This is a genomic window from Collinsella aerofaciens, assembly GCF_002736145.1.
Classification (GTDB): Bacteria; Actinomycetota; Coriobacteriia; order Coriobacteriales; family Coriobacteriaceae; genus Collinsella; species Collinsella aerofaciens_A.
Genome location: NZ_CP024160.1, coordinates 1876349 through 1891868 on the forward strand (window position 1 = coordinate 1876349; position 15520 = coordinate 1891868).

Here is a 15520-nt window from a genome sequence, read left to right on the forward strand (position 1 = left end):
AGAGGGGTCTGTAATGGATACTACGTTGAACCAAGACGCTGTCGCCGAGATCTGGCGTCCGGTCGTTCTGACGTTTGAGAGCGCCTGTTCGTTCGACAACCCGTTTTTGGATGTTGAGATTTGGGCGGAGTTTGTCGGTCCGAGCGGCAGGGTGATCCGCCGCGAGGCCTACTGGGACGGCGACCGCACCTACCGCGTCTCGTTTGCCCCGACCGAGCTCGGCGCTTGGAACTATGGTATCGAGGCTCCCGAGCAGACCGGTCTTAATGGCCGTGTGGGCAGCGTCGAGGCTGTACCGTACACGGGCGACCTCGACCTGTATCGCCACGGCTTTATCCGCGTCGCGGACAACCCGCACCTATTTGCCTATTCGGATGGCACGCCGTTTTTTTGGCTCGGCGACACCCACTGGGAGTTTGCCTACCGCGAGAGCTGGGACAAGTCGAACCACCCTGGCATGACGAGCCAGTTCCGCGGCATGGTCGACCTGCGTGCCAAGCAGGGATTTACCGTCTACCAGACCAACTTGCGCTCTGACATGGGCGCAGATGGTCGCTACTGGATTGACGGCGGTATGCCCAAGGGCGCAGAGGATCTGCCCAATGTTGCTTTCTACCGGCAGGAGCTTGATCGCCGCATGGCCTATGTCGCCGATGCCGGTTTGGTCAACGCGCTTGGCCAGGCATGGGCGTTTTCTATTCGCGGCGATCATGGCGTGGAGCATCAAAAGCACCTTGCCCGCTATCTGGTGGCGCGCTATGGCGCATATCCGATGGTTTGGACGCTTGCCGGCGAGGTTGCCGGGTATGGCAAAGAAGATCGAGCCGCTTTGATCGACGGATGGCGTGAGGTCGCCTTGGAGATCGAGGCCCGCGACGGCTATGGCCACCTGGCTACGGCGCACTATACCAACGAGCGCCCCTTTGCCGATTACTACCAGGACGAGGCTTGGATGGACTTTACGCTCAACCAGGCCGGTCATGGCGATTACCTGATCAAGGCGAGCGACTACTTTGACTATCTGGCAGCTCATGACGACAAGCCCTTCGTCGAGGGCGAGGCGCTCTACGAGTTTTGCTCGACGCTCGAGGAAATGGGTACGCGCCTGTGCACCGCAGACATGTTGCGTCGCGTGGCGTATATCTGCATGCAGGCGGGCGGCGCTGGCTATACCTACGGAGCCCAGGGCATCTGGGACAACGTGTGGGAAAGTCCCGAGGAGCTCGATCCCTTTATGGCGATCTTCAACCGCTTTGGCATTACGTGGGCCCAGGCGGTAGGCGGAGAGGGTGCAGTCCAGATGGGCTATATGCGCTCCTTCTACGAAGAAAATCACTTCTGGGAGCTCGCTCCCTACGAAACGACCGATGCGGGCAACCTGTTTGCCAACAAGGCTCCGCTGGCAACCGCCAACCGAGACCTTTCGCGCATCGTCGCGTACTTTGGCGATACCGTGCGCCGAAAGCTTGCTATCGAGGGCGTGCCGACGGGCGCTGCCTATGCAAGCCGATGGTTTAACCCCCGCACGGGCGCATACCGTGACGGCGAGAACGTCTCTGCCGTCACGGACAGCATCACACTGCCTGACAAACCCGAGGTTGGGGATTGGCTCCTCGTCCTCGAGCTCAAGGCATAACCATATTTCCCTTGGTCATAGGCGGGAAAGAGTCGGCCGCAATTTCCCGCTTGACAGCTAGATGAATCGTTTAGAGAGGATCAGTGAACACGAAATGAGCGTTCTCGATTCGATGCAGGGCTTCCTCGAGAAGCACGTGGGCCCCATTGCCCACAAAGTGAGCAGCTTTAAGGTCGTAAAGGGCCTTATGTCCGGCATGATGGCGACCATGCCCGTTACGCTGGGCGTGGCGCTGCTCTCCATCATCAACGGACTGCCGATCCCGCCGCTGCAGGCGTTCCTTACCGGCACTGGCATGTCGGCGACGATTGCCGATGTGTTGGTCGTCACCATGAACCTCGGTGCCATCTACATGTGCGCTTCGGTTTCGTACTCCTACGGCAAGGTGCTTGAGAACAAGGGCCTTACGACGACGGTTGCGTCCATTGGCGTTCTGCTCCTGCTGATCCCGCTGGGCCATGCCGAGGACGGCTCGACCTTCATCACCACCCGTTACCTGGGCAGCTCGGGTCTGTTCGTGGCCCTGCTCGTGGCGCTGATCGTGCCGAAGGCGCTCAACTTCCTTATGAAGCATATCGCCATTCCCATGCCCGATTCCGTCCCGCAGTTCGTCAACGACTCGCTGTCCCCAATGTTCTGCGCTATCGTTATCTTCACCTCGGCCGCCCTGATTAAGTGGGGCATGGGCCTGACGAGCTTCGGCGATGTCTTTACCCTCATCAACACCACCGTTGCTGCGCCCGTTATGTTCCTTGGTTCGAGCCCGTGGGCTGTCGTTATCTACTTTGTGCTGTGCAACCTGCTGTTCTTCTTTGGTATCCACCCCAGTGTCCTGATGAGCGTGTACATGCCGGTTATCAGCGCCTGCGCCTTGGCCAACACCGAGGCATATGTTGCCGGCCAGCCGCTGCCGTACTTGCCGTTCATCATTATGTTCTCCGTGGGTTCTGTTGACGCCTTGGGTATGGAGCTTGCGCTGCTCACGGCCAAGTCCGAGCGTTACAAGGCGCTCTCCAAGATCGCCCTGGTGCCCGCTATCTTCAATATCTCCGAGCCCATCATCTTTGGTACGCCCATTGCCATGAACCCCTATATGTTCATCCCCTACATCCTGCTCAAGCCGGTCGCATGCGCTGTTGCCGCTATTGGCCTGCTGCTGGGTCTTGGCAACGCTTTTAACCCGACGATCAGCATGCCGTTCGTGGTGCCGCTGCCCATCAGCAACTTCTTTTCCGGCGGTCTTGGCCTGGTCGCTATCGTCTGCGGTGCGATTCTCGCCGTTGCCCTGCTGTTTATCCCGTTTGTCAAGATGGCCGACAAGCAGGCCCTCGAGGAGGAGGCTGCTGCTGCAAAGGCTTCTGCCGAGTAGGACATGGTCCATTAGTTCGTAGGTTCGGTCGATCGCGTTGATTGCCGAAACATATAAGTCCCTGTGAGGGGTTACAGGAAAGGAACTGCAATGAAAAACATCGTTCTTATGTGCGCCGGTGGCATGTCCACGAGCATCATCATGAAGAACATCAAGAAGGCTGCCGACGCCGAGGGCTTGGAGTGCGAGGTCTCCGCCCACGCCGTCAGCGAGGCTGCCACCATCGGCCGCAATGCCGACTGCATCCTGCTTGGGCCGCAGGTTGGCTATGCCAAGGACGAGGTCTCTGCCGCGTGCCCCGAGGTACCGGTCGGCGTGATCCCCATGGCCATCTACGGCATGATGGACGGCGTCAAGGCTCTGGCCCAGGCCAAGGAACTGATGGGACTGTAGGTATGACGGCAGAAGAGATTCAGCTTCAGAGCTTTCAGATCATTGCGGGCGTCGGTTGCGCGCGCACCTGCTACATCGATGCGATTCACCTAGCTCGTGACGGCAAGTTCGAAGAGGCCGAGGCGAAGATCGCCGAGGGCCAGCAGCACTATGCCGAGGGTCACGCGGCTCACGGTGGCCTTGTCCAGCAGACTGCAGCTGGCGAGAACCTGAGCATCGATCTTTTGGTTGTCCATGCCGAGGATCAGCTTATGAGTGCCGAGGGCTTTGGCATCCTTGCCAAGGAGTTCGTGGACGTCTATCGCAAGATGGGCGCGTAACCACGGGCCTTGCAGCCAGATTACCCCCGCGGGCGGTGTGCTCGCGGGAATAGGGCGGTATTGATTTCGCGTACATACATATGCGGATAGAGAGGGTCCTTCGGGGCCCTCTTTTTGTTGCCCTTGTATGTTCAGATTGTTTACATACCGTTTAGGCTGATTTCTCTACCGTTTACGAGACTTTCGCGCTAAACTTTTAAACAAAAGAGTAAAATATTTAGTAAACAGAACAAAACGAAACACACATCTGTTTACTGAACATGTGATTAGGGGAGGACGTACATGGATAAGATCAAGCTCGGCTTTGTGCCCACGCGCCGCAGTATCTTTAGCGCGCCGGACGCGATCAAGTATCGCGGCCTGACGGCTGATCGCCTGCGCGAGATCGGCGTCGACATCGTGGATATCGACGACATCAACGACGAGGGCCTGCTATTCGACGACAGCCATATCGCGCCTATCGTCGAGAAGTTCCGCGCCGAGGGCGTCGACGGCATCATGCTCTGCCACGCCAACTTTGGTACCGAGTATGTCTGCGCCCGCCTTGCCCGCGAGCTCGGCTTGCCCGTGCTGCTGTGGGGCCCGCGCGACGAGCGCCCCGAGCCCGACGGCACTCGTCTGCGCGACAGCCAGTGCGGCCTGTTTGCGACCGGCAAGGTCCTGCGTCGCTTCCAGGTTCCCTTCACCTACATGACCAACTGCCGTCTGACCGATCCCGAGTTCGAGCGCGGTGTCTGGGACTTTTTGGCCGTGTGCAACGTGGTCAAGACTTTCAAGCACACCCGCATCCTGCAGATGGCCACCCGTCCGTTCGATTTCTGGTCCACCATGTGCAACGAGGGCGAGCTGCTCGAGAAGTTCAACATTCAGCTTTCGCCCATCCCCATGACCGAGCTTGTCCAGGCCGTGCGCGACGCCCAGGCCGACGAGCAGGCCATGGCAGCCATGCTCACCCACATTGCCGACAGCTTTGAGATCTGCATCCCCGAGGATAAGGTCCCCGCTGTGGCCGGTCTTGCCATTGCCATGAAGCGCTTGGTCGAGAAGTACGGCTGCAACGCCGGTGCCATCCAGTGCTGGAACGCCCTGCAGGACGAGCTGGGCATTATGCCCTGCGCCGCCAATGCCATCCTCAACGAGATGGGTATCCCCGTCGTCTGCGAGACCGATATCCACGGCGCCATCACCGCGCTGATGGTCGAGGCCGCCGACCTGGGCCGTCACCGCGGCATGTTTGCCGACTGGACCGTGCGTCATCCCGACAACGAGAACGGCGAGCTGCTGCAGCACTGCGGCCCCTGGCCCTGCAGCTGCGCGGCCGTCAAGCCCAAGCTCACTTACCCGCTGGCTTTCGATCACCCCGGCGCGCTGACGGCCGAGGCCAAGCACGGCGACCTCACCCTTGCCCGCTTTGACGGCGACAACGGCGAGTACTCGCTGCTGCTGGGCAACGCCCGCGGCATCGACGGCCCGGCCGGCATGGGCACCTACCTGTGGGTCGAGGTCGAAAACCTCAAGCGCCTCGAGGCCAAGATCGTCGAGGGTCCCTACATCCACCACTGTGTCGCCATCCACGCCAACGTGGTGCCGGTGCTCTACGAGGCGTGCAAGTACATCGGCATTGTCCCCGACCTGTACGATCCCATCGAAGAAGACGTCAAAGCTTACCTGCGAGGAGAGTAGAAATGGCAACTATCGAAGAGCTTGAATCCCTGCGTTGGGACCTTCGCCGCGATTGCGTCGATATCATCATGGCTGGCGCCGGCGGGCACATCGGCGGCGACATGTCGGTCATCGATGCCCTCATGACCCTCTACGCCAACCACCTCAACATTTCTCCCGAGACCGTCGACGATCCCAACCGCGATCGCTTCGTGCTCTCCAAGGGCCACGCCATGGAGGCCTACTACGCGGTGCTCTGCCACGAGGGCTATCTTGACCTCGATGACGTCAAGGCCCGCTTCTCCAAGTTCGGCAGCCCCTACATCGGCCACCCCAACAACAAGCTCAAGGGCATCGAGATGAACTCGGGCTCGCTGGGTCACGGCCTGCCCGTGGCCGTCGGGATGGCGCTTGCCGGCAAGATGGATGGCCGCGACTACCGCGTCTACACCATCATGGGCGACGGCGAGCTTGCCGAGGGCTCGGTCTGGGAGGGCGCCATGAGCGGCGGCAACTACCAGCTCGATAACCTGTGCGCGCTCGTGGACCGCAACCGCCTGCAGATCAGCGGCAGCACCGAGGACGTCATGAAGCAGGATTCGCAGGAGGAGCGCTGGGCCGCCTTCGGTTGGAACGTGCTGTCCATTCCGGGCAACGACGTCCAGGCCATCGACGCCGCGCTGACGCTGGCCGCCGAGACCAAGGGTAAGCCCACGGTCATCATCCTCAACACGGTGAAGGGCTACGGCTCGCCGGTTATGGAGGACAAGGCCGCCTGGCATCATCACCTGCCCAACGATGAGGAATATGCCCAGATCATCGCCGATTTCGCTGCCCATAAGGAGGCTATCAATGGCTAACAAGATCGCCAACCGCAAGGTTATCTGCGACACGCTGCTCGAGGCCGCCGCAACCGATAAAGACATCGTCGTCCTGTGCTCCGACTCCCGCGGCTCCGCGTCGCTCACGCCGTTCTTCGATCAGTATCCCCAGCAGTCCATTGAGGTCGGCATTGCCGAGCAGGACCTGGTGAGCATCGCTGCCGGCATGGCCTCGTGCGGTAAGAAGGCCTGGGCCGCCTCGCCGGCGTCCTTTGTGACCACGCGTTCGTATGAGCAGTGCAAGGTCGATGTCTCGTACTCCAACACCAACGTCAAGCTCATCGGCATCTCGGGCGGCGTGTCCTATGGCGCCCTGGGTATGAGCCACCATTCTGCGCAGGATATCGCCGCTATGAGCGCGATTCCCAACATGCGCGTGTATTTGCCGAGCGACCGCTTCCAGACCGCCGAGCTTGTGCGCGCCCTGGTAGCCGACAACAAGCCGGCCTACATCCGCGTGGGGCGCAACCCGGTCGAGGACGTGTACACCGAGGACGAGTGTCCGTTCCAGATGGATCGCGCCACCTGGGTGCGTCGCGGCACCGATGTGACGCTCGTCGCCACCGGCGAGATGGTCCGCCACGCCGTGGACGCCGCCGATCTGCTGGCCGAGCAGGGAATCTCGGCAACGGTGCTCGACATGTACTGCGTCAAGCCGCTCGACGCCGAGGCCGTGATCGAGGCCGCCGGCGCCACGCGCGCCGTCGTGACCGTCGAGGAGCACAGCCCCTTCGGCGGCCTGGGTTCCATGGTCGCGCAGGTCGTGGGCGAGCATTGCCCGCGTCCGGTCAAGTGCCTCTCCCTGCCCGACGCGCCGGTCATCACCGGTACGAGCCCCGAGGTCTTTGCGCACTACGGCCTGACGGGTGCCGGAATCGCGCAGACCGTCGCCGAGTTCTTGCCCGCAGAGTAACTGGAATGTGACAAAGGGACCGCCCCTTTGTCACATTCGTTTTGAAAGGGGTGGCCATGGGCCGCTACATCATCGGAATCGATCAATCCACGCAGGGCACCAAGGCGCTGCTGGTGGACGAGGGCGGCCATTTGATTCATCGTGCCGATCGCTCGCATCGCCAGATTGTCAACGAGGCCGGCTGGGTGAGCCATGATCCAGCCGAGATCGCCGCCAACGTGCTGGCCGTGGCGCGCGCCGTGGTGGAGGAGACCGGGGTCGATCCGGCCGACGTCGCCGGCATCGGCATCTCCAACCAGCGCGAGACCACCGTTGCCTGGAACCGCACGACGGGCGAGCCGCTGTGCGACGCCGTGGTGTGGCAGTGCGCCCGCGCCCGCGAGCTGTGCGACGAGCTGGCCGCGCGCGAGGGCGTGGCCGAGCTGGTGCGCGACACGACGGGTCTAGTGCTCTCGCCCTACTACCCGGCGGGCAAGATGGCCTGGATCCTCGCGAACGTTCCCGCGGCTGCCGAGGCCGCTGCAGCGGGCGAGCTGTGCCTGGGCACCATCGATGCCTGGGTGGTCTGGACGCTCACGGGCGGCGCGGAGTTCCGCTGCGACTGGTCCAACGCCAGCCGCACGCAACTCTTTGACCTGCGCCGTGGCTGCTGGAGCGAGCCGGTGTGCGAGGCCTTTGGCGTTGACGTGGCCTGCCTGCCACAGGTGACCGATTCCGATGGCCTGTTCGGCATGACGGACCTGGGCGGCTTTTTGCCGGCACCCGTGCCCATTCACGGCGTGCTCGGCGACAGCCATGCCGCCTTGTTTGCGCAGGGCTGCCATAGCCGCGGCATGGCCAAGGCGACCTATGGCACCGGCAGCTCGGTCATGATGAACGTCGGCGACGAGTTCGTCGCCAGCTCGCACGGGCTTTCGAGCTCGCTCGCATGGCGCATGGACGGCGTGACCGAGTACGTGCTCGAGGGCAACGTGAGCTACGCCGGCGCCGTCAAGACGTGGCTGCGCGACGATCTGGAGCTCATCAACAATCCCGAGGAAGTCACCGACCTGTGCTACGCCGCCAATCCGGCGAGCCGCGTCTACTTTGTGCCGGCGTTCACTGGCCTGGGCGCGCCGCACTGGGCGAGCGATGCCGAGGGCTGCGTCTTTGGCATGACGCGCACCACGGGCCGTGCGGAGTTCGTAAAGGCCGCCGACGAGTCGATCGCCTATCAGATCTTCGACGTGATCGATGCGATGGTCGAGGATTCGGGCGCGGCACTGGCCGAGCTTCGTGTTGACGGCGGTCCCACGCGCGACGCGTACCTGATGCAGTTTGAGAGCGACCTGGTCGGCTCGCCCATCCGCATTGCGAGCAACGACGAGATGAGCGGTCTGGGTGCGGCTTGGGCCTGCGGCATTGCGCTGGGCATGTACACGCGCGACGTCGTTGACGTCTACGGCGCCCGCGGCATCGTGGAGCCTGCCATGTCTGCCGACGAACGAGCCAAAAAGATCGCCGGCTGGCGCCATGCTGTCGACGCCACAATTGCATACACTGCCTAGGCGGCTGCGCGGCGCCCAAGGATTTTTCTGGGACGGGGATTAAAAACTCATTGATCCCCGTCCTTGGCAGCTCATTTGGGACGGGGCTTTTTTGACTGGTATGATTGGTGCGACCATTCCAACCAGCTAAAAGAGCCCCGTCCTAAATTGACTATCGAGAGGATCTGCCATGGAGCGTATCGCGAGTTTTTCCGTTGACCATCTGCTGCTTGAGCCCGGCGTGTACGTGAGCCGCATCGACCGCGATCCGGCGACCGGCGCCGCCGTCACCACGTTTGACCTGCGCCTGACCACGCCCAACAAGGAGCCGGTCATGAACACGGCCGAGTGCCACACCATCGAGCACCTGGGCGCGACGTTCCTTCGCAATCATGCCGAGTGGTCGAGCCGCATTGTCTACTTTGGTCCCATGGGCTGCCGCACGGGCTTTTACCTGGTTGTTTTTGGTGAGCTGACGAGCGAGGAGATTCTGCCGCTCGTGCGTGAGCTGTTCGAGTTTGTCGCCAGCTTTGAGGGCGATGTCCCCGGAGCCGCTCCCGAAGAGTGCGGCAACTACCTGGACCAGAACCTTCCCATGGCTAACTGGCTCGCGCGTCGCTATCTCGACCGTGACCTGGCCGATATCGACGAGAAGCACCTGCATTATCAGCAGGCATAAGGGCCGCCCTCTGCCTCCAAACCGTTCACACGGAGATATCGACCGTTTAACTGTTTAGAAGTGTTTATTCGAGGTCATTAGCACTAGCTCGCTTAAACTAGTTCTCAGAGTGATATTCAGGCAAGGCTCCTGAAGCAGCATCTGTTGACATTGATTGTCGGATTCTGCTTCGGGAGCCTTGTTCTGTTTAGGGGGGCACATGGAAATTGTTAAACGAATTAATACCAGCGCTGTCCTCTGCGTCGATGGAAATGGCAGACAGTTGGTTGCATTCGGCCGTGGTCTGGGGTTTAAGAATGTCGGAGACGAGGTCCCTCTTTCGGAGATTCAACGAACGTTTTATAACGTTAGCTCTCGCTACATCGCTCTCGTTGACGAGGTCCCCGACGAGCTTCTCGAGCTTACCTCGGATGTTATTGATATGTCGACAGGTTTGCTGCCTTATGAGGTGAGCCCTAATTTGCCATTTATCCTTGCGGACCATATCGCGTATGCGGTTAAGCGCAAAGAGCAAAATATCGTTGTCCGCATGCCTTTATCGTTTGATGTCCGCCAACAATATCCCGTCGAATTTAAAATCGGCGAGTATGCACTTAGGATAATCAGGAAACGTCTTAACGTTAGGCTTCCAGCTCATGAGGCAGTTGGAATTGCCATGGCGTTTATCAATAACATGGCCGATTCGGACTCATGCGAAGTAGTTAAAGAGTTTAGCGCAGATATCTATGATCGTGTTCTGGAGGAGTCAACCGTTGCTGTTGAAAATCGGCTTGGCATTCAAGTTGATCGGGAAGGTTTCGATTACGCAAGGTTCGCAACCCATCTTCAGTACTTATTCAATAGGTTGAACTCTGGCGAAAGCATCGTGAGCGACAACCGCAAGATGTACCTCTCGCTCAAAAAAGAATATCCGGTGGCATCAATGTGCGCCGATGATATTGCTTCTGTTCTCAGCCGACTGACGGGGCGGGAACTTATAGACGAAGAAAGACTCTACCTCATGATGCACATCAATCGAATTGCATCGAAAACAAGGTAATTAGTTGGCAAAGGCGCGCGCTTTGCTGATGGTTACATATAAAACTCAACATGGGAGAAATGGTATTTATGGCAGATACAACCAAGCTCGCTGCCGAGATTCTCGAGATGGTGGGCGGCACAGACAACGTTACATTTGTAGCTCACTGCATGACTCGTTTAAGGTTCAACCTTAAGGACGAAAGCATCGTAGACGATGCAAAAGTCAAGGCGATTGATGGCGTGATCGACATTCGCCATTCCGCGGGGCAATATCAGGTGATTGTGGGACCTAAGGTCGATAAGGTCTATGAAATCGTTGCCAAGGAAACCGGGATTGATGCCGGAGATTCCGAGGCAAGCGAAGGAGAGACTAAGGGCTTTCTGGGAAAGCTAATGAAGTTCATCAGCGGCATCATGATGCCCGTTCTTCCTGCCTTGATCGCATGCGGAATGATAAACGCCATCCTTAGTATTCTGACGACGGCGGGTGCTGTTTCCGCCGAGAGCGGAATATACACTCTGCTGTACGGCATGGGAAATGCCTGCATGTATTTCATGCCCGTTCTTGTCGGATCATCTGCTGCTCAGTTCTTTGGAACCGATCGATATATCGGTGCGGTACTCGGCGCAATCCTGGTTTATCCGACTTTCGTTGCTGCGGCCGGAGCGGGCGATGCGCTGGATCTGCTCGGCATGAAGTTCACAATGGTGAGCTATTCCTCCACGGTGTTTCCTGCTATCGTGGCGGCTTGGTTCGCATCCGTTCTTAATAAGTGGCTGCGGGCGGTTCTTCCCGATGTTGTGGCATTTGCGCTCGTCCCGTTCCTGACGGTTGCTGTTGCCGCCCCCGTCTCGCTCCTTGTGATCGGTCCCGTTATTCAGCAGGCGAGCTCTTTGCTTGCGTCTGCAGTGCTGGCGGTCTATCAGTTCAGCCCCGTTCTTTGCGGCGTTATTCTCGGGCCGATATTCGGTCTCGTTATGATCCCCCTTGGACTCCATTGGGCCCTGATCGTGCTTTCCATCAACAATATTATGACCGTCGGCTCCGATCCTATCCTTGGACTTCTCTGCTGCAGCATGGGTGTTGTCGGCGCTTGTTTGGCGTTTGCTCTCCGCTCGAAGGACCCGAGTGAAAAGAGTCTTGGGTTCAGCTGTGCCATTACGGGCTTTTTCGGGATTACGGAACCGGCGCTGTACGGCATCATCTTGGAGCACAAGAAGATCATTATCGCTTCCATGGTCGCCGGAGCAATCAGTGCTGTTATTCCGGCGATTTTCAACACCTGTACGTTCGTTATGACGTCGAGCGGCATTTTTAGCTTTCCCGGTTATATGGATCCTTCTGGTGATATGAGCAGCCTCATCGGCGCAATTCTTTGCAATGTCGTCGGTTTAATTCTTAACTTCGTTCTCGTTTACATCCTGTATCGCCCTGATGAAGAGGCAGTAGTGGAGTAGACAATTATTCGGGATGTAAGCTGCCGAAAACCCCGCGGCAGATTGCATGTGGTGGGCTTGCCGTTGATTCACGCGAGCCCACCCTCATTTTTGGAGTGACTAGCTATGACAATTACTGCCGATATGACGTTTGGCGAAATCGCGCTCCTTCCTGAGTTCGCTGGCTTTGGCGAGCACCTTATGCTTTGCCGGCCTTTAACTTGGGAGCGCATGTGGAATAAACCCATTGTGTCTCATATGAATTCTGATGCTAATCCATATGAAACTGCTCGTGTTTTGCGTGGATTGAATCGAATTGTCGAGCTCGTGGATGACGGGAGGCAGGTTGCCTACGATATTTGGGATGAAGCCGACTGCATCCGTGATCCGACTCGGCGCAATACGAAACTGTTCTTCTTTCCCGGGAGACCTAGGGCTCCCTTTATCATTGCGGTTTCGGGCGGAGGTTATCAGAGCGTTTGTCATCAAGTGGAAGGCTTTCCCGTTGCCCCCGAGCTCAACGATGCGGGCTATAACGTGTTCGTGCTGTCATACAGGGTGAGGGTCGAGCCTTTGATGCCGCGCCCAATCGACGATTTAAATCGAGCCGTCCGTTTTGTCCTGGAGAATTCAGCGAAATTTAATGTCGCAAAAAGTTATGCAGTTATCGGCTTTTCTGCTGGTGCGCATTTAACTGCCGAGTGGGGGACGGACAACAAGGGATTTGCGTCCTACGGATGCGAGGCGCCAAAAGCCTTGGCCCTGTGTTATGCACCGATTGATCTTCATGGCTTTGAGAACGCATCAGACAATAGATTTCTTGATTCGGTGTGCGGCGGGGCTGGTCGCGACTCGCTCGATGATTTCTGTATTAATCAGCATGTGTGGGAGCAGTATCCTCCGACATATCTTTGGCAATGCGCTGACGATGATATTGTATCGCCCGACAATTATGAAAAGATGGTCGATGCTCTGGATGCAGCTGGAGTACACCATGAGGGAGTCATGTATTCAGAAGGGGGGCACGCATTGATGAAGCCCCATGCGCCGGAGACCGACTACTGGTGTATGAGCGTTATTGAGTTTCTTAAAGATTATCTCGACTAGGAAGCTGCATGTCGCTTTTTGAGCGGGTGATTTCGTCATGCAATGTTTTCGGTATTGATCGTGGTCGTGGATGAATGATGTTCTAGAATGTTCATACTGTCACATAAACGAACAGGAGCGAACATGCATATCTACTCTGTATCAGATCCCGAGTTCAAATCCTATGGTCGAGTGTGGGATGACGTGCCGTCCAACCTGACCGCCCCGCTTGTCGAGGCGCTTGCGGCCACGCCCATCCCCGAGGGCAGCAAGTACGTAGCAAGTGCGCCGGAGCTCGAGGGCGTCAAGGATGCCGGCAAACTGGGCTTTCTCATGTTTGGCGGCCGCCCCTTCCAGCTCGGCTGGTGCAACGGCCACAACACGCAGCTCAACTGCCTGGAGTATCACCGCGCCAGCGAGTTTAACCTGGGCGCCCGCGACTTTATCCTGCTCGTGGCGCATCGCTGGGAGATCGAGGACGGCAAGCTCGACACCGCGTGCGTCAAGGCGTTCCGCGTGCCGGCGGGCAAGGTCGTCGAAGTCTTCAACACCACGCTTCACTACACGCCCTGCATGGTCGACGACGGCGGCTTCCAAGTGATGGTTGCGCTGCCCGCCGGCACCAATGGTCCGCGCCCCGAGGCCGCAGCCGACATGCCCGCGGTCGGCGACAGCTACTGCTACTGGAAGGCCGACAAGTGGGTTCTCTGCCACGCCGACAGCCCCAAGGCTGCCGAGGGCGGCTACGTGGGTCTCGTCGGCAAGAACCTCGACATCACCTGCGACTAGGGGCTTCCTGTTTGTCTCGATCTGTAACATCTGACGGGCCAAATCGTCTCTTCCTGTTACAGATTGAGATAAACCGCAGAGGGTGCCCGAAAGATCTCGATCTGTAACACCAGGCCCGGTTTTGGCGGTCTACCTGTTACAGATCGAGACAAACCTGCCCAAACCACCACAAAGGTGCCTGTCCCCTTTGTGGTGGTTGGCGGTTTGGACGGGCAGGTATCAAAAAGTGTCAGACGGGGGCGGCTGCCGGGCGTCTGTGCGCGAAAAGAAGTGTCGACCTGCGCCGTTGCCGTTGAGTAGCGCGCTGCTTACGGGGATACTGAAGCCACGACAAGCAGCGTGTGAAAGGATTGATGCATGGCTTTCCGTAAAGACTTCCTGTGGGGCGGCGCGACGGCTGCCAACCAGTGCGAGGGCGCTTACGATGTGGATGGCCGCGGCCTGGCCAACGTGGACGTGGTCCCGCACGGCAAGGACCGCTTCCCGGTCTGCCTCGGTGACCTCAAGATGCTCGAATGCGATGCCGACCATTATTATCCGGCGCACGGAGCCATCGACTTCTATCACCACTACAAGGAGGACATCGCCCTCTTTGCCGAGATGGGCTTTAAGACCTTCCGCATGAGCCTGGCCTGGACCCGTATCTTCCCCAACGGTGACGAGACCGAGCCCAACGAGGCCGGTCTGGCCTTCTACGAGGACGTGTTCCGCGAGTGCAAGAAGTATGGCATCGAGCCGCTCGTGACCATCACGCACTTCGACTGCCCGATCCACCTCATCAAGGAGTACGGCGGCTGGCGCAACCGCAAGCTCATCGACTTCTACAAGAACCTCGCGACGGTGCTCTTCACCCGCTACAAGGGCCTGGTCAAGTATTGGCTCACCTTCAACGAGATCAATATGATTCTGCACCTGCCGTTTATGGGCGCCGGTCTGGTCTTTGAGGAGGGCGAGAACCGCGAGGAGGCCAAGTTCATCGCTGCGCACAACGAGCTCGTGGCGAGCGCCTGGGCCACCAAGATCGCCCGCGAGATCGACCCCGACGCGATGATCGGCTGCATGCTTGCCGCCGGCACCTACTACCCCTACAGCTGCCGTCCGGGCGACGTACGCGCCGCACAGCTCGATAACCAGCAGAACTACTTCTTTGTGGACGTTCAGAGCCGTGGCTACTATCCGGCGTGGGCACTCAAGAAGTTTGAGCGCGAGGGCATCGACGTGGGGATGACCGACGAGGACAAACAGATCCTTGCCGAGAACACGGTCGACTTTATCAGCTTTAGCTACTACAGCACCCGCTGCTCCGCCGGTGTCGACAACCCCGATGTCGAGAGGACCCAGGGCAACGCCTTCGCCGGTGCCAAGAACCCCTACCTGCAGGAGAGCCAGTGGGGCTGGGCAATCGACCCCATGGGCTTCCGCATCACGCTCAACGACATGTACGACCGCTATCAAAAGCCGCTGTTTGTGGTCGAGAATGGTTTGGGCGCCAAGGACGTTGTCGAAGAGGACGGCTCCATCAACGACGACTACCGCATCGATTACCTGCGCCAGCACATCCAGGCCATGCGTGATGCCGTGACCGAGGACGGCGTGGACCTGATGGGCTACACATCCTGGGGCTGCATCGACCTGGTGAGTGCCTCGACGGGCGAGATGTCCAAGCGCTACGGCTTTATCTACGTCGACCGCGACGACGCGGGCAACGGCACTCTCAAGCGTTCCAAAAAGAAGAGCTTCGATTGGTACAAGAAGGTTATTGCTTCTAATGGTGAGGACCTTTCCTAAGGAAGCTGAGACACTCGACTT

General features: G+C 58.8%; 14 protein-coding genes. All 14 read left to right on the plus strand.

Annotation, left to right across the window (positions count from 1 at the left end):
* Positions 1–13 precede the first annotated feature (13 nt).
* Positions 14–1636 (plus strand): apiosidase-like domain-containing protein, encoded by a 1623-nt coding sequence (locus CSV91_RS08170; protein ID WP_099432478.1) that lies wholly within the window; start codon positions 14–16, stop codon positions 1634–1636.
* A gap of 94 nt (positions 1637–1730) precedes the next feature.
* Entirely contained in the window at positions 1731–3005 is a 1275-nt protein-coding gene (locus CSV91_RS08175; protein WP_157758016.1) for a PTS sugar transporter subunit IIC, read from the plus strand.
* Between the two features lie 90 nt (positions 3006–3095).
* Positions 3096–3398, plus strand: coding sequence for a PTS sugar transporter subunit IIB (locus CSV91_RS08180; protein WP_099432480.1), 303 nt, complete (start codon positions 3096–3098; stop codon positions 3396–3398).
* A 2-nt stretch (positions 3399–3400) separates the two neighbouring features.
* Positions 3401–3718 carry a PTS lactose/cellobiose transporter subunit IIA gene (locus CSV91_RS08185; RefSeq protein ID WP_099432481.1) on the plus strand — a complete coding sequence of 106 codons (318 nt, stop codon included), beginning with the start codon at positions 3401–3403 and terminating at the stop codon, positions 3716–3718.
* Between the two features lie 282 nt (positions 3719–4000).
* Entirely contained in the window at positions 4001–5401 is a 1401-nt protein-coding gene (locus CSV91_RS08190) for an L-fucose/L-arabinose isomerase family protein (RefSeq protein WP_099432482.1), read from the plus strand.
* A gap of 2 nt (positions 5402–5403) precedes the next feature.
* Positions 5404–6240 (plus strand): transketolase, encoded by an 837-nt coding sequence (locus CSV91_RS08195; RefSeq protein ID WP_197736868.1) that lies wholly within the window; start codon positions 5404–5406, stop codon positions 6238–6240.
* Positions 6233–7174 carry a transketolase family protein gene (locus CSV91_RS08200; RefSeq protein ID WP_099432483.1) on the plus strand — a complete coding sequence of 314 codons (942 nt, stop codon included), beginning with the start codon at positions 6233–6235 and terminating at the stop codon, positions 7172–7174. The genes CSV91_RS08195 and CSV91_RS08200 overlap by 8 nt, the downstream gene beginning before the upstream one ends.
* 56 nt (positions 7175–7230) lie before the next feature.
* Positions 7231–8721, plus strand: coding sequence for an FGGY family carbohydrate kinase (locus CSV91_RS08205; protein WP_099432484.1), 1491 nt, complete (start codon positions 7231–7233; stop codon positions 8719–8721).
* Between the two features lie 169 nt (positions 8722–8890).
* A complete protein-coding gene (locus tag CSV91_RS08210; RefSeq protein WP_099432485.1) occupies positions 8891–9379 on the plus strand; it encodes an S-ribosylhomocysteine lyase in 489 nt (162 codons plus the stop codon).
* A 199-nt stretch (positions 9380–9578) separates the two neighbouring features.
* Positions 9579–10418 (plus strand): PRD domain-containing protein, encoded by an 840-nt coding sequence (locus CSV91_RS08215; RefSeq protein ID WP_099432486.1) that lies wholly within the window; start codon positions 9579–9581, stop codon positions 10416–10418.
* 68 nt (positions 10419–10486) lie between these two features.
* Entirely contained in the window at positions 10487–11857 is a 1371-nt protein-coding gene (locus CSV91_RS08220) for a PTS transporter subunit EIIC (RefSeq protein WP_172622470.1), read from the plus strand.
* 105 nt (positions 11858–11962) lie between these two features.
* A complete protein-coding gene (locus CSV91_RS08225) occupies positions 11963–12943 on the plus strand; it encodes an alpha/beta hydrolase (RefSeq protein ID WP_099432488.1) in 981 nt (326 codons plus the stop codon).
* A 123-nt stretch (positions 12944–13066) separates the two neighbouring features.
* A complete protein-coding gene (locus tag CSV91_RS08230; protein ID WP_099432489.1) occupies positions 13067–13711 on the plus strand; it encodes a DUF4867 family protein in 645 nt (214 codons plus the stop codon).
* A 357-nt stretch (positions 13712–14068) separates the two neighbouring features.
* Positions 14069–15499, plus strand: a complete 1431-nt coding sequence (locus CSV91_RS08235; RefSeq protein WP_099432490.1) for a 6-phospho-beta-glucosidase — start codon at positions 14069–14071, stop codon at positions 15497–15499.
* The last annotated feature ends 21 nt before the right edge of the window (positions 15500–15520 follow it).